Annotated in this window: 22 protein-coding genes and 2 tRNA genes; 2 read left to right on the top strand and 22 right to left on the bottom strand. The window is 55.4% G+C overall.

Translation table 11 applies throughout. From position 1 onward, the window contains the following. Nucleotides 1-4: 4 nt before the first annotated feature. The 6 genes from A2273_10680 to A2273_10655 form a co-directional block, all read right to left on the bottom strand. The gene (locus A2273_10680) at nt 5-2,446 is read right to left on the bottom strand and encodes a hypothetical protein (GenBank protein OGF09074.1); all 2,442 of its coding nucleotides are present in this window, start codon (nt 2,444-2,446) and stop codon (nt 5-7) included. Next, on the bottom strand, nt 2,436-2,876 hold the full coding sequence (locus A2273_10675) for a hypothetical protein (GenBank protein ID OGF09073.1): 441 nt from the start codon (nt 2,874-2,876) through the stop codon (nt 2,436-2,438). The genes A2273_10680 and A2273_10675 overlap by 11 nt, the downstream gene beginning before the upstream one ends. 89 nt (nt 2,877-2,965) lie before the next feature. Then, nucleotides 2,966-3,445, bottom strand: coding sequence for a hypothetical protein (locus tag A2273_10670; GenBank protein ID OGF09072.1), 480 nt, complete (start codon nt 3,443-3,445; stop codon nt 2,966-2,968). A 29-nt stretch (nt 3,446-3,474) separates the two neighbouring features. Further along, complete coding sequence (locus A2273_10665; GenBank protein OGF09071.1) at nt 3,475-3,663, bottom strand: hypothetical protein; 189 nt, start codon at nt 3,661-3,663, stop codon at nt 3,475-3,477. A gap of 34 nt (nt 3,664-3,697) precedes the next feature. Next, nucleotides 3,698-4,834 carry a hypothetical protein gene (locus A2273_10660; GenBank protein OGF09070.1) on the bottom strand — a complete coding sequence of 379 codons (1,137 nt, stop codon included), beginning with the start codon at nt 4,832-4,834 and terminating at the stop codon, nt 3,698-3,700. Nucleotides 4,835-4,858: 24 nt separating this feature from the next. Then, nucleotides 4,859-5,143 (bottom strand): hypothetical protein, encoded by a 285-nt coding sequence (locus A2273_10655; protein OGF09069.1) that lies wholly within the window; start codon nt 5,141-5,143, stop codon nt 4,859-4,861. Nucleotides 5,144-5,277: 134 nt separating this feature from the next. On the opposite strand from A2273_10655, the gene A2273_10650 reads away from it, so the two are divergent. Next, entirely contained in the window at nt 5,278-6,420 is a 1,143-nt protein-coding gene (locus A2273_10650) for an alanine racemase (GenBank protein ID OGF09068.1), read from the top strand. A 75-nt stretch (nt 6,421-6,495) separates the two neighbouring features. Continuing rightward, the gene (locus A2273_10645; protein ID OGF09153.1) at nt 6,496-7,260 is read left to right on the top strand and encodes a nucleoside triphosphate pyrophosphohydrolase; all 765 of its coding nucleotides are present in this window, start codon (nt 6,496-6,498) and stop codon (nt 7,258-7,260) included. 357 nt (nt 7,261-7,617) lie between these two features. On the opposite strand, the gene A2273_10640 is transcribed toward A2273_10645, so the two are convergent. The 16 genes from A2273_10640 to A2273_10565 all read right to left on the bottom strand — a co-directional run bounded on the left by A2273_10640 (nt 7,618) and on the right by A2273_10565 (nt 21,343). After that, entirely contained in the window at nt 7,618-9,414 is a 1,797-nt protein-coding gene (locus A2273_10640; GenBank protein OGF09067.1) for a hypothetical protein, read from the bottom strand. 356 nt (nt 9,415-9,770) lie between these two features. Further along, nucleotides 9,771-9,845 (bottom strand) — tRNA-Glu (locus tag A2273_10635). A gap of 17 nt (nt 9,846-9,862) precedes the next feature. Further along, complete coding sequence (locus A2273_10630; GenBank protein OGF09152.1) at nt 9,863-10,291, bottom strand: hypothetical protein; 429 nt, start codon at nt 10,289-10,291, stop codon at nt 9,863-9,865. Between the two features lie 117 nt (nt 10,292-10,408). Further along, nucleotides 10,409-10,484: transfer RNA gene (locus A2273_10625), tRNA-Lys, on the bottom strand. An 84-nt stretch (nt 10,485-10,568) separates the two neighbouring features. Further along, nucleotides 10,569-11,840, bottom strand: coding sequence for an adenylosuccinate synthase (locus tag A2273_10620; GenBank protein OGF09066.1), 1,272 nt, complete (start codon nt 11,838-11,840; stop codon nt 10,569-10,571). A gap of 228 nt (nt 11,841-12,068) precedes the next feature. Beyond that, nucleotides 12,069-13,313, bottom strand: coding sequence for an ATP-dependent protease ATP-binding subunit ClpX (locus A2273_10615; GenBank protein OGF09151.1), 1,245 nt, complete (start codon nt 13,311-13,313; stop codon nt 12,069-12,071). Between the two features lie 154 nt (nt 13,314-13,467). Beyond that, complete coding sequence (locus A2273_10610; GenBank protein OGF09065.1) at nt 13,468-13,995, bottom strand: molybdenum cofactor biosynthesis protein; 528 nt, start codon at nt 13,993-13,995, stop codon at nt 13,468-13,470. Further along, nucleotides 13,995-15,503: a hypothetical protein gene (locus A2273_10605; GenBank protein OGF09064.1), complete on the bottom strand. Its 1,509-nt coding sequence runs from the start codon at nt 15,501-15,503 to the stop codon at nt 13,995-13,997. The genes A2273_10610 and A2273_10605 overlap by 1 nt, the downstream gene beginning before the upstream one ends. A gap of 2 nt (nt 15,504-15,505) precedes the next feature. After that, complete coding sequence (locus A2273_10600; protein OGF09063.1) at nt 15,506-15,937, bottom strand: molybdenum cofactor sulfurase; 432 nt, start codon at nt 15,935-15,937, stop codon at nt 15,506-15,508. 136 nt (nt 15,938-16,073) lie between these two features. Continuing rightward, nucleotides 16,074-16,550: a molybdenum cofactor biosynthesis protein C gene (locus A2273_10595; GenBank protein OGF09150.1), complete on the bottom strand. Its 477-nt coding sequence runs from the start codon at nt 16,548-16,550 to the stop codon at nt 16,074-16,076. A gap of 36 nt (nt 16,551-16,586) precedes the next feature. Further along, entirely contained in the window at nt 16,587-17,561 is a 975-nt protein-coding gene (locus tag A2273_10590) for a cyclic pyranopterin phosphate synthase MoaA (protein OGF09062.1), read from the bottom strand. Nucleotides 17,562-17,585: 24 nt separating this feature from the next. Further along, on the bottom strand, nt 17,586-18,749 hold the full coding sequence (locus A2273_10585) for a hypothetical protein (GenBank protein ID OGF09061.1): 1,164 nt from the start codon (nt 18,747-18,749) through the stop codon (nt 17,586-17,588). Between the two features lie 7 nt (nt 18,750-18,756). After that, a complete protein-coding gene (locus tag A2273_10580) occupies nt 18,757-18,954 on the bottom strand; it encodes a thiamine biosynthesis protein ThiS (GenBank protein ID OGF09060.1) in 198 nt (65 codons plus the stop codon). Next, entirely contained in the window at nt 18,948-19,820 is an 873-nt protein-coding gene (locus tag A2273_10575) for a thiamine biosynthesis protein ThiF (protein ID OGF09059.1), read from the bottom strand. The genes A2273_10580 and A2273_10575 overlap by 7 nt, the downstream gene beginning before the upstream one ends. A gap of 57 nt (nt 19,821-19,877) precedes the next feature. Beyond that, nucleotides 19,878-20,270: a hypothetical protein gene (locus A2273_10570; GenBank protein OGF09058.1), complete on the bottom strand. Its 393-nt coding sequence runs from the start codon at nt 20,268-20,270 to the stop codon at nt 19,878-19,880. A 47-nt stretch (nt 20,271-20,317) separates the two neighbouring features. Continuing rightward, the gene (locus A2273_10565) at nt 20,318-21,343 is read right to left on the bottom strand and encodes a phosphoribosylformylglycinamidine cyclo-ligase (protein OGF09149.1); all 1,026 of its coding nucleotides are present in this window, start codon (nt 21,341-21,343) and stop codon (nt 20,318-20,320) included. Nucleotides 21,344-21,365 lie beyond the last annotated feature (22 nt).

The raw sequence follows: 21,365 nt of genomic DNA, 5'->3' as shown, positions 1-21,365 counted from the left end.
CTCCTTATTTCACCAATACCATGCGGCCGGTTTGATCGGAGGAAGCGCCGCTCACCCTGTAATAATATATGCCCGGGGCCGCCTGGCGTCCGTTGCCGTCCCGGCCGTCCCAACTGAAATCATGATCCCCGGCCGGCCGGTATCCCCGGAAGACCTGGTTTACTTGTTGCCCCAAGATATTGTATATCGAGATACTGATGGGCCCTTGGTGCTTGACCTGGTATCTGACCCTGACCGCTGAGCGGAAGGGGTTGGGCCAGACGGCAGGGCTTGTCCCATGGTTGATCTCCGCCAGGGCCGAATTGCCGGCATCCCATGACAGGGCGTAGATCCCCAGGCTATTTATGGACCCAATGACCTTATGGACCTTTTTATCGATCTGCCCCGGCAGGTATTCCCAGACGCCGTCTTTGAATTGATGGAGGCCCAGACGCAGTTCGTCCCTTTCGCCAAGCGAGACGGGATCATAGGATAATTCCAGGATCGCCGGTTTCAGCAGGGACATTCCGGCCGGCCCGATCTGAACCGGTTCGATCACGGCCGTTCCCGGGGGGTCGCTGGCCTGGGGCTCGAATACTGCCAGATACAGGTCCCGGGCCAGGGCCCCGGCCGGGAGGTTCAGCGTAATGGGGGCGGATCTGGGGCTGACTGTATTGCCCGCAGTTTTGGCCGCCACCACCTCAAAATACCGGTCGCCGCTGCGCCAGGTTCCGCCGGAATCCACTGCGGCCAGATGCAGATGGTGCTGGCCTTCTATTTTGAGCTGGTATTCGCAGTTATAGGTCCAATCGGATAGCTTGGCAAAGGACAGGGTCTCCACCTGGGCCGAGACCGTCATCAGGGCAGTATCCAGGGCCGGGGCCGAAGGCATCAGGCTGCCGGACACCGCCGCCAGCGAAAGATACTGGGTGAAGGCCGGGTTCTGCATGATCCCGATGCTGAAATCGGTGCCGCCCCCGGGGATGACGTACATGTTGCAGCCCACGGCGGCCGAGGCGGCCGAGATGGCCATCACCGCTATCCCGGAGCGGGTGATGTTGTTGTTCAGGTAGGATACCGGATAGGCGGTCCCCAGGCTGTCGAAGCCGGACTGGGTGGCCGAACTCCAAAAGTCCACCGCCTCGCCGTAATTGGCCCCGGTCCACAGTTCGGAGCTGTAGCCCAAAGCCCCGATATCGGTCTCCTCCAGGGCCACCCCGTAGGGGCGGTTCTGTGAGGCGCCATTGGTGCTGTTGACGTTCACCAGGTTGTTGGCAAAATACGAACCGCTGGTGTAGAAGCTGTCGATATGGTATATCCCCAGGCCCTGGGATGCCAGGTTGGCGTCCCAGGCCACCCCGCTGAAAGGCCCGGCGGCGGTTCTCCAGCGGTTCTCCACCAGCCAGTACTGCATGGTCCCCTCGCTGCCCATCTGGGCCAGGTGGTAGGAGCTGTTGCTGGCCGTGGCCAGGGTGCTGTTGACGTTGTAGGACCCGTTGGCCTTGACCATCACCGGCGCCAGCCATCCCAGAAATCTCTTGGCCCACGCGTCCAGCGCCACCGGGGTGGCCCCGCTGTTATAATCGCCCCCCCAGGAGCCGGCCGCCATCAGGGAAAAAAGCCCCAGGCCGCTGCCGGAGATGCTGAAGCCGCCGGTGTCATAAAGGTCCGGCAGCCCCAGGGCATGTCCGAATTCGTGGCAGAATACCCCGCAGCCGATCATCTCTGTGGTGCCGCCGTTGCCGTCGGCATAATTGGTCCGCTCCGGCATGATGATGTATCTGTCTATCTTCAGGTATTGGCCGGCATGACCCGGCCAGGGATCTTTGGTTATGTAGGCACTGCCCCCGGTGTACCCCGTCAGCTGGAAACTGTGCGACCAGATGTTGCTGGCGCCCTCCTCCGCCCCCTTGCCGGCGTGAACCACCCACAGCACATCCACGTAGCCGTCGTTGTTCTGGTCATAGCCGGAAGCCGCAAAGTTGACGAAGGAGTCGGCGTGGGCCAGGACCTTCCTGATGAATTCGTAGGTGTTCTGGGTGGTGCCGTCGCTGGTGCCGCCGTCGACCGAGTAATAGGCAACCGTATTGTTGCTGCTGCGCCAGGCGTCAACGCTTCCGGAACAGCTCATGGCATTGTAGGACATGTCCCGGTAATAATTGTTGACCGATTTTATCCCGCTGGAGGTGCTGAACAGCATGGCCTGAAACTCGCCCTGGGTGTTGGTGCCGGCCAGATCGGTGAAATATCCCATCACCACCGGATAACTGCGGCTGCCGCTGATCTTGGCCGCGGCGTCCTTGGTCCGCAGCTGCTGGATCAGGCCGTCCCGCGGACTATCCAGCCCCTTGAGCCGCAGGGCCGCCAGCGAGGCCGGCTCGCTCACCCCGGAACGGGGGGGCATGGCCCCGGCCGGGACTGCCAGCAGGGCCACCAGGATCAGGCCGGATAAAACATTACTTCTCATCGGTCCCCTCCCGGTCGATGATCTCCTCGGCCTTTTCCACCCGGAGGATCAACTTTCCGCCCTGGTCCTCCAGCCGCCCGGTCAGCCGCATCCTCCTGTCCAGAAAATCGGACATCACTTTGGGTCGGCGGGGCCGGTTGGGACCCGGCCTGGGCGGAGGCACCTCTAGAGGGGCCCAGGCGGTCACCTCGATCTCCCCCCCTTTATTCCCGGTCAGGACCAGCCTCAGGTCGGTGAAATAATTGCCGCCGGCATTTTTCAGGACCCCTTCGGTTTCCAGCAGCCGATCCGAAAATTTTGCGGGATCTTTGGCAATCACTTCAATTTCAACCTTGAGAGAGGTTCCCGCCGGAACAACAGTCTTCTGGTGACAGCAGGAAGCGACCGACAACGCCAAACATATGGCCGCCAGGCTGGTGATTTTTGACATCATTTTCTCCCGATCAATTAAATTGAAATTCCTTCCGAAAAACAGACGGAACGAGGTTGGATGTTCCAACCTCGTTCCGTCAAAATCGGTTAAAAAGACTTGGCTATGGCGAAGATATTTTTCAGCTTGTCGTTGGTGTCCCGCAGGCGGGTGGAGAGGGTCTTTATGAAGACCGCCATCAGCTTGTAGGCCATCTCCTTGTCTTCGGCCATCAGCTTTTTGAAATCCCGCTTGTAGATGGCCAGCAGCTTGACCTCGCCCTCGTGGGCGATGGCGGCCGCCGAGCGGGGAAAGTCGTCTATCAGGGCCATCTCCCCGAAATAATCCCCCGGCCGCAGGATCTTCAGCGCCTCTTCCCCAACTCCCGGGACCATGGTGGATATCCGGACCTGCCCCTGGTCGACTATGTAGAAGGCGTCGCCGATCTCGCCCTCCTGAAAGACGGCCGATTCCTTCTCATAGGCCTTCTCGTAGGCCAGGGCCAGGATCTTCTCCAGCTCCGGCTGGGTCAGATCGTTGAACAGGTATACTTTCTTAAGCAGATCGGGGTTTTTATTGGATGCTCCCATGTTACTTCCTTCCCGCCCGTCTGGGCAAATCATTCCATCCTCTGGATATCCAGCGCCCGGTTGACATCTTCGTTGGTGATATACCCCAGATCGACCAGACACTCCCCCAATCGCTTGGCGGAATTATCCATCTGGCTCCGTCTGGCCTGGTTGATCTGCTCCAACGAGACATGGCCCAGGGAAACCATTATTTCTCCGATCATTTTTTTCTGTCCCATTTTCCCTAACTATCTTATGTCAGTTCAGCAAGGGTCACCTGGTGGGGACCTGTTTGATAAGCCGGATCTTCTCCCCCACCACAATATCCTCCACCTTGGAATTGGTGATCACCGCAGCCGCGGTGTTGTTCCTGGCCGATAACACCTGCAGCTGTCCGATTATAAGTTCGGGAAGGATATTTTTACCGCCCCGGTCGGGATCGCTGGCCATGGTTCCGGTACGGTATATCTCGAAAACGTCGCCCGGCATGATCCCGTTGGCCAGGCCCTGGTCGATATAAGCCACTTTGTACTCGGTGGCGGTGGCGTTGGTCTGTTTGAAAGCCACGATGCACCCCTGGTTGGATTTTTGCACCGGCAACGGGGACACATCCTTGGGCACTATTATCTGGACGTAAGGCCGGAAGGCCTCCTTGCGGGATATGCCGTCGAAGGTCTTTATCAGTTTGGCCCGGGAGGTTTTCTCCTCGACATCCGTCACCTCCAGAACGCCCACGATATTGATGATCTTGCCCAGGTTCTTTCCGTTCTGGGGGTGCTTCACCTTCTGTCCCACCCGGTACAGGGCGTGCTTATCGCCCGGCTTGGCCCCGTCGCGCGATCCCAGGTTGATATACACCGGATCGTTGGCCATCATGGCTTCGATATCCTTGCGGTCGCTGCCGATGATGTGGCCGGTGGGCTTGTCCAGCTCATCGCTGATGAAGCCGGCCTCGAAAGCCATCAGCTCCGATACCACCGGGGTCGGCCTTTTAACATACCCCATAGCCTGGGTTTTTCTTACCGAGACCGCCGGGGTCTCCTTGGCCGGCTCCGGCTCATAGACCATCTCCTCGGCCGGGGTCTCCTCCTGGGTTGCTGCCTCGGCCTGCATCTCGGGCTGGCCGGCGGCGGTATCCGGCGCGGTCACCTGCCCCGAAACGGTCTGGGGAGGGATCACCAGATCCTGGCCGGGATAGATCCAGTGGGGGTCGGCGATGATCTCCTTGTTGGCCTCCCAGATCAGGGGCCAGGAGAAGGAATTCTGAAAATATCTCCCGGCCAGCTCCCACAGGGTTTCCCCCTCCACCACTTTATGGACCAGGTTGCCCTGCTGGGCGGAAATGATCCCGGCGCTGAAAAGAAACCCGGCTATAACCAGCAACGCCAACAGTGACCTGTTCTTAAACATGCTCCGCTCCTTTTCCAAATAAGTTTATTTTTTCTCGTTCTGGGATGTAGCCCGGACGAACTTCATGCGCAGATCGTACAGCAGCTCGTCCAGCAGCCTGGATTCATCCGATGTAAGGTTTCCGGCGGTCTTTTTCTGCAGTACCCCCAGGGTGTCGATATTGTGTTTGGCCAGCTCCAGTTTGACTGTGGTCTTTTGATTTGTGGGTTCTGGCACCTGCCCCAAATTTACCATCGCCGATGTGGCCAGCATATAGAAAAGGGATTCTATGCTGGCCGGCGGCAACGGTTGTTTAATTTCATCAGCCATAATGCTTTACCTCTATGCTATCTTATACTTTTACCATATTTTTACCCAAAAAGCAATATTTTTTTTAAAAAAACTTGCAACCCGTGTGTGATTAGTAGTAGAATAACATAAACTTGCCAACAGGATAAGGTTATATGAATAAAAATATCAATTGGGTGGAGATCGACCGGGCGGCATTGCTCGGCAATATCCGGGCTTTCCGAAAGCTGCTGGGGCCGCAGGCCAAATTCATGCCGGTGATAAAATCCAACGCCTACGGGCATGGCCTGCCTGAAGTGGCATCGATACTGGCCGGATCGAAGCTGGTGGACTGGCTGGGGCTGAATTCTTTGGATGAGGCGGTGGCATTAAGAGAACAGGGCGTCAGAAAACCGTTGTTGCTGCTGGGCTATGTGCCCTTGGGCCGTCTGGCCGAAGCGGCCAGGAACGACATCCGGCTGACGGCATACAACCAGGAGACCGTTCTGGCCCTGGCCAAAATAAAAATTAAAAAAAAGATCCCCCTCCACATAAAACTGGAGACCGGCACCAACCGCCAAGGGGTTGATCTGGCGGCAGCCATAAGCCTGGCGGCCCTGATCAAAAAATATCCCCATCTGTTTCTGGAGGGTTACTCCACCCACTTCGCCAATATAGAGGACACCACCGACCGCAGTTATCCCGATTCCCAAAAGGAGAATTACCAACGGATGATCGCCCGGCTGGAAAAGCTGGGACACTCCGCTCCGGTGAATCATGTGGCCTGCACCGCAGCCGCTCTGATATTCCCCGACACCCATAAAAATCTGGCCCGGATCGGCATCGGCCTCTATGGGCTGTGGCCCTCCCGGGAGACCATGCTGGCCGTCCGGGACAGCGATCCCGGGTTCAGCCTTGCACCGGTGCTGTCCTGGAAGACCCGGGTGGCCCAGGTCAAGACCGTCCCTTCCGGATCTTTTATCAGCTACGGCTGCACCTACCGCACCACCCGAAAGACCAGGCTGGCGGTCCTGCCGGTCGGTTATTACGACGGATATGACCGCAGGCTCTCCAACACCGCCCATGTGCTGATCAAGGGCAAAAGAGCGCCCATCAGGGGCCGGGTGTGTATGAACCTCTGCCTGGCCGACATCACCGACATCCCGGGGGTCAAGCTGGAGGACGAGGCGGTGCTGCTGGGAAGGCAGGGCCAGGAGCAGATCAGCGCCGAACAGCTGGCCCAATGGATAGGCACCATCAACTATGAGGTGGTCACCAGGATCAACCCCCTGCTGCCCAGGATAATAGTTAACAGATAAAGGTATCAAATGCAAATCAAAACTAACCTTAAACCAGTCAACAGTAAACTAACTAGTAAACAAACCTTTAACGACCTGGTCTCCCTGTTCGCCCGCCTGCGGGCGCCGGGCGGCTGCCCCTGGGACCGGGCCCAGGACCACCGCACCCTGAAGCCGTACATCATCGAGGAAGCCTATGAGGTGGTGGAGGCCATCGAGGAGAACGACCCGAAGAAACTTCAGGAGGAACTGGGAGACCTGCTGGGCCAGGTGATCTTCCATGCCCAGATAGCCCGGGAGGCCGGATTGTTCGGCATCCAAGAGGTGATCGCCGGACAGATGGAGAAGATGACCCGCCGCCATCCCCATATATTCGCCAAGACCAAGGTCAAGGACGCCGCCGAGGTCCTGCTCAACTGGGAGGAGATAAAGTACCGGGAGAAGAAAAAGGACCGCCCCTCGGCCCTGGACGGGGTGCCCAAGCACCTGCCGGCCCTGCTCAAGGCCCATAGGATACAGGACAAGGCCGCCCGGCTGGGCTTCGACTGGGAGCATATCGACGGGGCCTTCGCCAAGCTGGAGGAGGAGCTGGAGGAATTCTCCCGGGCCTACGCCGGTGGGCGAAAAAAGGAGATCACCGATGAATTGGGCGATATTCTTTTCACCCTGGTGAACCTCTCCCGCTTTCTCAACGTGGATCCCGAAGGGGCTTTGCGCGGGACCATAGACAAGTTCACCTCCCGTTTCCAGCACATCGAAAGGTCCCTTAAAAAGTCAAAGAAGTCCTTCAAGGAAGTTTCGCTGGACGAGATGGAGGCCCTCTGGCAGCAGTCCAAGAAAATCAAGAAAGGCAAAAGATAATCATTGCGTAATAACCCATTTGCGGACAGGTTGACGAAGGCAGGCATGTCATTCCCGCGAAGGCGGGAATCCAGATTATTTGTTGATTCCCTTCGAACACGTTCAACCGCCGCAGACCCCCACCGCCACGGCGGGGATCATCCCCAGCTTTCTTCGGAGTAAACGCTTGCAGAGGGGCTATGGGCACTTATAAGAAAGTGCTGGGCTTGCCCCATAAAGCGGCAGGTTTCCACTGGATTCCCGCCTTCGCGGGAATGACACAATTGTGTAGAGGCGATTCACAGGTCGCCTCTTTCCTTTTAAGCAAAATAAAAAGACCCGCATTTCTGCGGGTCTTTTTTGGGTCGGATATTCCGGTTATTCGACTACGTCGATCTCTATGCGGCGGTTCTCGGCCCGTCCAGCCTTGGTCTTGTTGCTGGCGATGGGTTTGTCCTCGCCGTAACCCTTGGAGGTCATCTGGCACTTGACGTTCTGGGTGATCAGCCAAGCCACCACTGCGTCGGCCCGGGCCTGGGACAGCCTGCGGTTGGCGGTCATGGAACCGATGGCGTCGGTGTGTCCGCCGATCTCGACCTTCAGGTCCGGGTTGTCCAACAGCACCTTCAGCAGGGGCTGCAGGGCGGTCTCGATCTCCGGAGTGATGACGGCCTTGCCAGTGGCAAAGTTGATGTTGTTAAAGGTGAATTTCTCTTTTATCTTGACCAGGCCGGCGTTCTTGGATACCGGCTTGCCGTCGGCGGCGTTAACCACGAAGTTGCTGGTTTTATAGCCTTCGGCGGTAGCCACCACATCATACTTGCCAGGCTCCAGCTTGATGGTGTAGGCGCCCTTTTCGTTGGTGGTGACGGTCTGAACCTTGCCCTTGGCATCCTTGAAGGCCAAGGTGGTGGGCACCGGTTTGCCGGTCTTGTAGTCGATTATGTTGCCGGTGATCTCGCTGGGCGGAATGGGCTTGAGCTCCAGGGTGAAGTCCTGCATGGCAGGAACCTTCTTGTTCTTCTTGCTTAGCATGATGGAGGCCTGCTTGGCGATGTAACCCTTGGCGTCGGCCTTGATCTCCACCGGGGCTTTGTCGATCAGCACGCCGCTCAGGGTGTAGGCGCCGGTGGCCGGGTCGGTGTTGGCGGTGATGCCGCCGGCCATGACCATGGCGGCCAGGCCCTTGCCGGCCTTGTCGGTGACCTTGCCGGAGATGATAGCGGTGGCCGGGACCTTGGGACCAAGGTTGCACTTGGTGTAGGCCAGGCCCATGAACACCTGCCAGTCCAACTGACGGGTCATGGTCGGATTCAGGATGGTGGAGTCGTCGGTCTGCATGTTCATTTCGCCGCCCAGATCCATCTTGATGGAACCGAAGTCGAAGCGCAGTCCGCCGGTGACCCAGAAGGGATTGTTCATGATGCCGCGGCTGATGCTGTCAAACCCGGTGTCGGTAACCTGCAGGTATTTGCTGGTGTCGATGCCGGCCTTGCCGGTGACTTCCAGGAACGGGGTCACCATGCCGGCGTTGTAGGACAGGCCCAGACCGAACGGGATCCCGATGTTCGGATAGATCCTGTTGACGCCATCACCGAAATCATACTTGTCCAGGTTCATGGCCATGCCCAGGTTGAGGTGGGCCTTGAAGTTGCCGGCGTTGTAACCGGGGATCAGGGTGAAATGGATCGCGCCGGTCGGAGTGTAATTGGAATCCTTCTCCCAAGCCTCATCGACCCAGGCATAATATCCGCTGAACTTCTTGTTCCAGCGGTAGTCGTATCCCAGATAGGCGCCCATGTTGAAGCCCTCTCCCCGCAGGAAGGTGGCCTTCAGGCCGATCCGGGTGTCCTTGGAGCCGCTTCTCCAGGCGGAGGTGTCCGGGGTGGTCATGGACCACTGATTGAAAGTGTAGGTCGGGGCGATCGACAGCTCCAGCATGTCGTTGAAGGCAAGGTTGCCCATGGGAACCATATCGATGTTCATCCAGGAAAAGTTGGTGTCATAATCGCCCATGGAGAGGAACCCGCGAAAACCGATCCCGAAGCTCATCGGGCCGCAGTTGTCGGGAGCAATGGTCCTTACCAGTCCGGTGCTTCCGTACATCGAGGGGGTTGCCATAGCCAGACCGGCTACCATCATCAGAACCGCGAATACCGATACAATTCGCTTCATTTTGTTTGACCTCCTAAATTGTGTTGGTTAATTTAGATTATCTTCATTTGATACGCCCGGCACTACAATATATGGTGCCGTTTGTTTAGGGAAACACTATTGTTTAGTGAACTAAGATAACCCTACAGAGTTAGGAATACCGGTCCCTCACCTCCTTAAAGCTTGAATATATTTAAAATATATTTCATCAGGTCTTAATTCAGGGCTAATAATAGCAATTTACCAGGCCGGTTGTCAAGTGCTTTTTATTTTTTTTTATCCTTGGCGCCCAACGGCTTGGTTCGAGATCACACCGGGCACCGATCAAGGGGAAACACCAAACCGCTGGATCCAAGGCGATGGCAGGGCACAAAAAATGGCGTCCCCAACGGGATTCGAACCCGTGCCGCCACCTTGAAAGAGTGGTGACCTAACCGCTAGTCGATGGGGACATCATTTTATGATTGGATTATTTTACGTGGCTGTGGATGTACAGCCGGCGGAACTGCTCGTTGTCAACGATCGCCCGGTTGATCAGGAAATAGGTCTCCAGGTTCTCGTTGGTGGACTGGATCCGGTCGCACAGGATCTCGGAGATGGCCAGCAGCATCCGGGCGGAGAGCTGGGGCTCCTTCATCAGCAGCCTCTGGAACTCCTCCTTGGACAGGGCGTAGATCTCGCTGTCGATGGCGGCGGTGGCGGTGGCAGTGCGGGGTTTGTCGGTGATCAGGGCCATCTCCCCGAAGAAGGAGCTCTCCCCCAGTTCGGCCAGCACCAGCTTGGAATCGTTTCGCTTGATGCTGATCTCCACCTCTCCGCTGGTGATCAGGTACATCTCGTTGCCGGCGGTCCCCTCCTGGAATATCGCCGTGTCCTTGGCGACCTTCCGCTTCTCCAGCTTGCTCTCCAGCGATTCCAGCTCGGCGGGCGAAAGGTATTTGAACAGGACTACCTTTTTCAAAACATCCTGAGGCGCCATTTTACACCTCCATATAGAGATTATTGATGACCGAAGTGGTGAGCCAGATGGGAATCGAACCCATGACTCCCGCCTTAAAAGGGCGGTGCTCTGCCGGCTGAGCTACTGGCTCTTGAGTCAAAATATCGTGCTTTTAACGGAATCTGTTGATTTTACAATAAAAAACCCATCAGGTCAAGCAAATAAAGTGACCACCCTATGCCCTAAGGATGGTGGCTTCGCGATCCGGGCCCACCGAGACGATGGAGATCTTGGCCCCGGTGAGCTTTTCGATGGTCTGCAGGTATCTTTTGGCGTTGGCTGGCAGTTTGGCGTAGCTGCGGACCCCCCCGGTGGGCTGGTCCCAGCCCGGCAGGGTGATGTATCTCACCCGGCAACGGGCCAGCTCCTCGGTGGTCCAGGGATAGCCCCCGCCCTTGATCCCGTAGGAGGTCGCTATTTTCAACTTTTTGATCCCGTCCAGCACGTCCAGCTTGGTGACCGCCATCTGGTCCGCACCGTTGACCTGCACCGCCCGTTTGATCATCACCGCATCGAACCAGCCGCAACGCCTGGGGCGTCCGGTGGTCCGGCCGAACTCGTCGCCGGCCTTTCGCCGGATGAAATCCGCCATCCGGGGGTCGAACTCGGCGGGGAATGGTCCGTTACCCACCCTGGTGGTGTAGGCCTTGGCCACCAACAGCACGCTGCCCACCCCTGCCGGCCCGATGCCCAGCCCGGTGCAGGCTCCGCCCGATATGGTGGAGGACGAAGTGACGAAGGGATAGGTGCCGAAATCGATGTCCAGGAAAGTGCCCTGGGCCCCCTCGAACAGCACCTTTTTTCCCGAGGCCATCAGCTGGTTCAGCAGCAGGGAGACGTCGGCCAGGTAGGGCTTGAGCAGGGCCGGATATTTGCGGTATTCCCTGATGATGGCGTCATAGGATGCCGGCGAGGCCCGGTAATAATTTTTGAGCAGGAAATTCTTTTCTTTGAGATTCTCCTTGAGCTTATGGGCGAAGGCATCGAACTGCAGAAGGTCCCCCAGCCTGATGCCCAGACGGCCAACCTTGTCGATGTAGCTGGGGCCGATGCCGCGGCCGGTGGTTCCGATGGCGCCGGGGCCCTGCGATTCCCGGGCCCGGTCCAGCATCTTGTGATAGGGCATGGTCAGGTTGCACAGCGGGCTGATCTTCAGCCGGCCCTCGACCTTTATTCCCTGGGACCTCACCTGGGCGATCTCCTCCATCAGGCTCTGGGGATCCAGCACCACCCCGTTGCCGATGAAGCACAGCTTTTTGGGATGGACGATGCCCGACGGCAGCAGATGCAGCACGAATTCCCGGCCATTCGCCTTGACGGTGTGCCCGGCGTTGGCCCCTCCCTGGAATCGGGCCACCGCATCGGCCTGTCGGGCCAGCAGGTCGACGATCTTGCCCTTGCCCTCGTCCCCCCACTGGGCCCCGATGACCACGGTGTTCTTCTTCATTATATATTCCTTTGTATGATGTTTCACAGCTCGGCCAGGCGGAGATCAAATGGACAGGATCCATAGGATTCAATTGTGGTGCCAAAGACCGTCATTCCTACGCTTCATTGCATTCAGTGCGGACTCCGGCAGGGATCCGGAAAGACAAAATACTGGATTCCGGGTCAAGCCCGGAATGACAATTAAAGAAGCGGGTCTGTGTCGCACTACGTTAGCAATAAACAATGCTCAGGCGGCCGCCTCCTGCTCGTCCTTCATGATGTACCGCGGCTGCTGCTTGCCCACCACCACCTCCCGCCCGATGATGCACTTGGCGATGTTCTTGTTGGATGGCAGCTGGTACATGATGTCCAGCATGGTCCCCTCCAGAACAGCGCGCAGGCCCCGGGCCCCGGTGTTGCGCTTCAGGGCCTCCTCGGACACCGCCTCCAGGGCCTCGGGCAGGAACTCCAGCTCCACCCCCTCCAGGCTGAAGTAGGTCTGGTACTGCTTGACCAGGGCGTTCTTGGGCTTGGTGAGGATATCTATCATGGCTTCCTTGTCCAGGTCGTTCAGGGTGCAGATCACCGGCAGGCGCCCGATCAGCTCCGGGATCAGCCCGAACTTCAGCAGGTCGTCCGGCTGGACCTTGGCCAGCACCTCTCCGATGGGCACCTTGCCCTTCTCCCGCAGCTCCGCCCCGAAGCCCAGGCTCTTGGTGCCGATCCGGGAGCTGATGATCTTCTCCAGCCCGTCGAAGGTCCCGCCGCAGACGAACAGGATGTTCTTGGTGTTCACCGGCACCAGCGGCTGTTCGGGATGTTTCCGGCCGCCCTGGGGCGGCACGTGGGCCAGGGTGCCCTCCAGGATCTTGAGCAGGGCCTGCTGGACCCCCTCGCCGGAGACGTCGCGGGTGATGGACGGCCCCTCGGACTTGCGGGTGATCTTGTCTATCTCGTCGATGTAGACGATGCCGATCTCTGTTTTCTTCAAATCGTAATTGGCCGACTGCAGCAGCCGGACCAATATATTCTCCACGTCCTCTCCCACGTATCCGGCCTCGGTCAGGGTGGTGGCGTCGGCGATGGCGAACGGCACCTTGAGCAGGCGGGCCATGGTCTGGGCCAGCATGGTCTTTCCGGTGCCGGTGGGCCCGATCACCAGGATGTTGCTCTTGTCCAGCTCCACCTCGGGATTGGTGCCGGCGCAGAGTATCCTCTTGTAGTGATTGTAGACCGCCACCGCCAGGGCCTTCTTGGCCCGGTCCTGCCCGATGACGTACTCGTCCAGCACCGCCTTGATCTCCACCGGAATGGGCAGTTCCTCCTTGGTGAGGAAGCCGTTGATCTTCTTCTCCTTGCTCAGGATGTCGCTGCAGATTATGGCGCAGTCCCCGCAGATGGCGGCCTCCCGGCCGTCTATCAGGTGGGCCACCTCGCTGGCGGCCCTTCCGCAGAAGGAACAGCGGTTGTGCTGGGAAGTGGTCTTGTCCATGGCCATGGGTTCACCTCGCAATTTATATTCCGATTTTATTTCTTACCGTTTAATATGTTTCACCACAGAGACACTGAATTTACAAAAACGGGATTAACCTAACAACAGGGTTGAATGCATTTTTAGTATTTTCAGGACCTCCGTGTTTCGGTGGTTATTTTAATATCCCTCTTTTCTTGCCGTTCGATTGGTTGCCGCACTCGCCGCCCGCTCCCCGCAGTATCTCGATGGCATGGGGCAGCACCGGCAGGATCACCTCCAGGTTCTCCCTGACCGCCTTGACGCTGCCGGGAAGGTTGATGATCAGGGTCCGGCCCCGGATGCCGGCCGCCGCCCGGGAGATCATGGCCATCGGGGTCTTGCCCAAAGAGGCCGCCCGCATGGCCTCGGGGATGCCCGGCACCGGGCGGTCTATCACCTCCAGGGTGGCCTCGGGAGTGACGTCCCGCGGGGAAAAGCCGGTGCCCCCGGTGGTCAGGATCAGGTCGCAGCAGGCCTTGTCGGCGTGGTGTATCAGCCTTTCGGCAATCAGTATCCGCTCATCGGGGATGATCTCGGCGGCCACGATCTCGGCATCCAGGCCGGATAGCATTTCTTTGATGGCCGGGCCGGAAAGGTCCTCCCGCTGTCCAGCCGCGCCTTTATCAGAGACTGTAATGATGGCGATTTTAATTTTAGCCATTATCCAAACAAACTCTTTTCAATCATTTGTAATTTTTCTATAACATCTATCGCAACAAAATCGAAATGCTTTTTTGCCTCATCTTTATTACTTTCAGACCACTCTAAAACCTTAACCAGCAGGTTTGTTTTTTCGTCACAAGATGACTTAAAATCTTTAATTGCCAGTACTCTTTTTACTTCATCCTGAAATATTTCAGGATAATAGAATTCAAAAGCATCCTTAATAAAATAGTCAAAATGTTCGGGTTTCCATTTTTTATATTTAGCTCTCAATGCATCGACAATCACCTTGCCTTTTTCATCGCCATCAATTATTGCCCAAGCTTTATTTTCATAAACCGGAGTAAGGTGCGTATATAAAAAATTGCTGTAAAATGCTTCAAATCTATTTTCGACATGTGAATTACCCATACATGATACGGTTTTTACTTTATTCTTAAGTTTTGGTGCATATAACGGTATGAAATACTCGCAAATCATCCTTTCTGCTGTAGATTCTTCTAGGAATAACCACCCATCCCAAATATCAAAATCCTGTAATTCATATCCCAAATCTTCTAACAATCTTATTTTATCTTCGTTCGATTTCACTTCATCAACTGTTGATAAAGGAATTCTCTCTTTTATTTCGTTTTTTATATGAAATATTTTAATGTCTTTAGATTTACCAAGATATTTAGCAACAATATTAGAGTGAGTAGTTATAAAAAATTGATTTGTAGTAGCTTTATCGATAATCTTTTCCAACAACTTTTTTAAAGCCCCAGGATGCAAGTCATTTTCTGGTTCCTCAATCATAATAATCTTATCTTCTGCGCGACATAAAATTGCCAATAAACCTAATATCTGTGCAACACCTTCCCCCATATTTTCGAGAATAATATTATCAAAACGTGTCACAGCCAAACCAGCATCCATTCCATTCCCGTAAGAAAATGTAGCTATTTCATACTCAAAAATATTTTTAAACGATTCTATAAATTCATTTCTAATAGGCAAATCTGTGCCAATAATTGAATTAATAATGGAAACAATATTTGTAAAATCACCACTGATAATTTTTGTTGAGTTATCATTTATACTTTGCGCGTAGGTTTTATTTTTTCTTTTTGAAAATAAAGGATAAATAATATTATCCGGTTCAGAATTTTTAAAAGGTGTAGCAGCAAGTGAATGACCTGGGTTATCTTTGTCTGTAACTTTGGGTCCCACCCTTTGTGTGTCGGAATAATTTTGGGTTATCTTTAATCCATTAACTTGGGAACCCGGTGCATGTACGAAATGTGAAATATTTTCTACAACGACCTGAATAAACCCATTTTTAGTTAATTTTCTTGAATCATCACCTTTAATAGTGTCTGAATCTTGAATAGTATAAAGTGCTCTTAGAATTGTAGATTTACCAGAGTTATTTTTACCAACAAAAAGATTTATCCCATTAGAAAAAGTATAATCAAATTCCGCAAAAGACCTTATATTGTTCATTTTTAATTGTGATATCCACATAATCAAATAACCTCTATTTTATCTTCAATTTTAATTTCCCCACCTTTTATCACCTTGGCAAACACGCCCTCCCGCGGCATCACGCAGTCTCCCACCAGCCGTTTTATGGCGCAGCCGTTATGGCACTCCTTGCCGATCTGGGTTATCTCCAAAATTGCCTCCGAACCGATCTTCAGCCTCTGCCCGATCTTCAAACCTTTCAGGTCAATCCCCTCGATGGTCAGGTTCTCGGCGAAATCGCCGGGGTGCAGTTCGATCCCCCTGCCCCGCATCTTGTCCACGCTCTCCGCCGCCAACAGGCTCACCTGGCGGTGCCAGTCCCCGGCATGGGCATCGCCCACTATCCCGTGGTTCTCTTTAAGAACAGCTGATTGAACGCTGGTCTTCTTCTCTCCCTTGCGGGTGCTGATATTTATGGATATTATTTTGCCCATTATTTTAAATTTAATTTCCCTCTCCGCATCGGGGAGGGCAGGGAGGGGTCCGGGCGTTCGACCGAACGCCCCTACAATATCTTCCTCAATACATCGCGGATGACATGCGGGGTGGTCTTTTCCCCAGAGGGGACTTTCAATCCCTTCTCCAATCCCCGCTCTTCCCGCCCCGCTTCACCAGCAGTTTGACATCCGAGATCACCATCCCCTTGTCCGCCGCCTTGGCCATGTCGTAGATGGTCAGGCAGGCCACCGCCGCCGCGGTCAGGGCCTCCATCTCCACCCCGGTGCGGTCGGCACAGCACACAGTGCTGGTTACTTCAACCAAAGATTTTATTTTATTCACCCGGCACTCGACATCCACCTGGGTCAGCCCCAGCGGGTGGCACAGCGGGATCAGCTCATGGGCCCGCTTGGCAGCCTGGATCCCGGCGATCCTGGCCACGCCCAGCACATCGCCCTTGGCGATGCGATTTTTTATGATCAGATCGAGGGTGGCCGGCTTCATCTTCACCCGGCCGGAGGCCGCGGCCATCCGTCGGGTCCTTTCTTTTTCGGTGACGTCCACCATCCGGGCCTGGCCATTGGAGCCAACATGAGACAATTTGACAATACTTTTGATTTTTGATTCTTCATTTTTCATTTTTCATCATCCTCCCACCTCGGCCATATGCCGGATATTGTCCGAGAATCCCTGGTCCATCTTATGGGCCCTTGGTTTCAGCCGCATGGCCTCGTAGAACACCCGCCGCAGTTCGTTGCCGGCGTGCCCGGCCCTGACCGGGACCTTGATGTTGACCTCGTATTTCGAGGCCAGGCAGGGCTTCAGGAAACCGTCGGCAGTCAGGCGCAGACGGTTGCAGCCGCGGCAGAAGGAATGCGACAGGGGGGAGATGAACCCCAGGGTGGCCGGGCTGCCCACTATCTGATATTCCTCGGCGACCGAATTTTTCAAAGGAGGCAGCGAAACGATGGCGGTGATTTTTGATATCCGCTCTATCAGCTGCTTTGAATTCAGCTGTTTGCCCTTCTCCCAAAATTTATTGCCCACCGGCATGAATTCGATGAACCGAAGCTGTATCGGCTTGTCCATGGCATATTTGACGAAGTCCTCCACCTCGTCGTCATTATAGCCGGCTATCGCCACCACATTGAGCTTCACCTGTTCAAAGCCCGCCGTCAGGGCCTTCTCGAACCCCTCTTTGGCCTGCTGCCACTGGTCGCTGCCGGTCATCTGTTTGAACCTTTCGGGCTTAAGGGTGTCCAGGCTGACGTTGACCCGCTTGATGCCGGCCTGCTTCAGTTCCCGGGCCAGGGGCCCCAGCAAAATGCCGTTGGTGGTCAGGGCCAGGTCCTTGAGGCCCTCGATGGCCGCCAGTTTTTTCACCAGCTCCGGAAAGCCCTTTCGCAACAGTGGTTCGCCGCCGGTCAGGCGCACCTTGTTGATGCCCAGCTCCACCCCGGCCCGGACGATGGTCTCGATCTCCTCGAAGCTCAGCATATCATCGTGCTTTTTCAACGATACGCCATCCTGGGGAATGCAGTAGCGGCAACGCAGGTTGCAGCGGTCGGTGACCGACACCCGGAGGTAGTTCACTTTTCTGCCGAATTGGTCTGATAGCATCTGTCTGAAAATTCCTGAAGGTATTTATTTATTGAAACTGATCTTGAGGCTGACGATCTCCGGGCTGTTCCCGATCCGCACCGGCGGCCCCCAGGTGCCGGCCCCGCTGGAGATATAATAATGGGTACTTCCTTTTTTCAGATATCCCCAGCTTTTTTCATAGACCCGGTTGGTGATGAGGTTCAGCGGCCATAGCTGTCCGTGATGGGTGTGGCCCGACAGCTGAAGGTCGGCGCCGTTGGACACGGCATCTTCCAGAGCGAAGGGCTGGTGGTCCAGCAGGATCACCGGCAAATTTTGATCGAGGCCGGAGAGGATATCTTTCAACGGCTTTCTGGGGCTTCCGTCGAACCTGGCCCCGCTGCGGTCCTTGCGGCCCACTATCCATAGAGCATCGGCGATCAGCACCTTGTCGTCCATCAGCATTTTTATGCCGTGGGCCTCCAGGTATTCCACCGCCTTCTTGACCCCGCCGATATACTCGTGGTTGCCGGTGATGCCGATCACCCCGTAGCGGGCTTGTATCTCTTTCAGCTTCTTGCCCATGTCCCGGCGGATCACCGGCCCGATGTCCTCGTCCACTATGTCCCCGGCCAGGATCACCAGGTCGGGATCGGTGGCGTTGATCTTGTCCACCAGCCTTCCCAGCCGTCCGTTGCCGATGATGGTGCCCAGGTGGATGTCCGAGGCCATGGTGATGTTCAATTCTTTGAACTGCCCGGCATTCTTGGGGATATTTATCTCCAGCTTTTTGACCCGGACATTGCAGGCGTTGAAGAACCCGGCCAGGGTGATGATCAGTATCAGCCCGGCCGTGACAAGGAATGTCCATAGTTTCCAAGCTGCTCCGGTCAGCAGAAACTGGAGTGTCTTAACCTTAAACAGATTTGCCGCCAAGAGCAGGATATCGGACAGCACCGAGGCCAGAAAGCCGTACAGCATCACCGCCAGCCAGAACGAGCCCGTCCATACCAAAATATCGGTAAAAACGCTGCTGCCGGCCCTCTCCAAGAATCGTCCGGCTATGAACGACAGGGCAAGGGCGATGAAGACCACCCCATAGGCCAGCCGCCATTCCCGGCGGACGCCGTCCAGCGACTGCCACCCCTTGGAAAAGATATAGAAATTGACCAGGGCGTAGATCAGGATGGCCAGGGAGATGAATATGAAGATCATGAAAGAACGCATGACAGAATCAGCCGCCGGTTATCAGATGGATGGCCTGGACGTCGTCGCCCTGGTTGACGGCTGTTTTATCGTAATCCTCGCCGGGAACGTATTTGTCGTTGACCCTGACGATGATGGCGTGAAATATGTAATTCTTTTCCTTTAACAGCAGGGCCACGGTCAGCCCCGGATGCCAGGGATGGTCCTGCCCGTTGACCTTCAGCATCTTTCCCCTTTGGGTTGTTTTATATTCAAAAGATTTTGTTTTTCCTGTTCGACGAAGCTCTGGATCCTGGGATCCGGCCCCAGCAGGATCTCCAGCGCCTGGTTGGCCTCCATGCAGGCGGCCAGGCCCACCCGGGGCGCCATCAGGCCCATGCCCGGCCCGGCCTCGCTGACCTCGTCGCCGCAGATGTGGATATTTCCCACTTTCCGGGTCCTTAAAAGATTGTTGTCGCCCCAGCCGGCCATGCCATTGCCGATCACCAGGGGTTTGTCCGGCATCTGTTTCTGGACCGCCTCGGCCAGCATCAGTTTCTGGTCGGCCAGGTCGAAGGCTTCCACGATCACATCGGCCGTTTTGTATAGCTGGGACACATTGTCCGGGGTTATGCGCACCTGATGGCATTCCACTTCGGCAAAGGGATTGGCCTTGAGGATGATCTCCTTAAGGGCCTCCACCTTGGGCTGGCCGATGTGCTCCACGAAATACTGCTGGCGGTTCAGGTTCGACGGCTCAACCACATCGAAATCGGCGATGATCAGTTTGCCGATCCCCGCCCGGGCCAGGGCCACGGCCGCGGTGGATCCCAGCCCGCCGCACCCGGCGATGCCCACCGTGGCGTTCTTCAGCCGATCGTGGACGCCGGGAGTATGCCGGGCCATCAGCAGATGTTCCAGCTCCTCGCGTTTGGGCATCTCGCCCTTTTTGATCAGCACCAGCCGGTCGCCGTCCTCCAGCCTGACGTCCCGGCCGCAGGGGAAGCCGTTGCGGATGAACAGATCGGCGTTGTTCTTGTAAAGCCGCGCGGCATCGGACGCCAGCGAACCGGTGGCGATCTCCTGGGCTATTTCGTTGACGAGGATCTTCATAATTATATTTTTTAGCAACGCATAAAGGTATTAATATTTCTTTAGCCTAAGAACAACTCATTTTAAAGATATAATATATCTTTCATTTTGATCTTCACCTTCGTAGTATCCCAATTGGCCAGGGATGCATGACAAAATTGTACCTGACCCTTTGCCAATTATATTTACCAAAGCTTCTTCCAACGGCAAATCTTTATTATCAATTTTAACATCTTCTGAAATCACATGGCATATTTCGGGGGCATTTCTTTGTTTCAATATTTTATATATTTTATTGGGTGTTTGTTCATGATTGGGAATTAAACGAATGCATTTATTATCAATATCAGAACTGTGAGCTAAGCGCCTGGTTATTTTATGCCTACCCTTCTGAGTTTGCAATAAAGTTAAATACCTTTCTTTCTTTTCCTTAATAATAAAAGCTCTTATGAATTGTTCTTCATGTCCCATAAATAATAACTTTCTTCCGTTGATTTTTTATAAAAACATTACATGATTTACTTTAAAACTACCTTTTTAGCCCCCTTCACCACCCGGCCGATCACGTACGGTTTGAACGTTTTAAACTTTTTCAACATTTTTAACGTTTCGTTCACATCCCGCTCGGCCACTATCATCACAAACCCTATCCCCATGTTGAATGTCCGGTACATATCATCTAATGGAACATTGCCTTTCTTCTGCAGAAGATCGAATATCGGCAGGACCGGCCAGGAGCCGAGAGAAATCTCCACCCCGCATTTCTCCGGCAGGACCCGGGGGATGTTGTCCAAGAAACCGCCTCCGGTGATATGGGCCATGCCCTTTATCAGGCCCTTATCCATCAGCGGAGAGACCGGCCCCAGGAAGGACGGGTGAACCTTGAGCAGGGCTTCACCCACGGTGGATTTTATTTCCGGAAGATAGGTATTGGTCTGGTATCTGCATTTTTCAAAGAGGATCTTGCGGGCCAGCGAATATCCGTTGGTCTGCAATCCGTTGGTGGACAGGCCTATCACCGCGTCGCCGGGTTTGATGTTCCTTCCGGTGATCAGCTTCTTCTTCTCCACCACGCCGACGATGAACCCGGCCAGGTCGTAATCGCCGACGGCATACATGCCCGGCATCTCGGCGGTCTCCCCGCCGATCAGCGAACAGCCGTTCTCCTGGCAGGCCTTGGCAAAGCCCTTTACCACCTGCTCCAGGATCCTGGGATCCAGCCGCCCGAAGGCGGCGTAATCCATGAAGAACAGCGGCCGCGCCCCCTGCACCAGGATGTCGTTGACGCAGTGGTTGACCAGGTCCTGGCCCACCGTGTCGTGCCTGTTGGCCATCAGGGCCACTTTGAGCTTGGTGCCCACCCCGTCGCAGGAGGAGACCAGCACCGGTTCCCGGTAGCCCTTCAGCGAGCCGTCGAACAGGGCGCCGAAGCCGCCGATGTCGGTCAGCACGTTCCTGGTGAAGGTGGAGCGGACCAGTTTTTTTATCCTTTGGACCGATTCGGTCCCGGCGTCGATGTTGACGCCCGCATCTTTGTAGCGCATTATTCCCTTCTTGTCATTCCCG

It is taken from the genome of Candidatus Edwardsbacteria bacterium RifOxyA12_full_54_48 (genome assembly GCA_001777915.1).
Lineage (GTDB): Bacteria > Edwardsbacteria > AC1 > AC1 > EtOH8 > UBA2226.
Note: the sequence above shows the minus strand (reverse complement) of the source record. Positions and strands in the feature narration are given on the sequence as shown.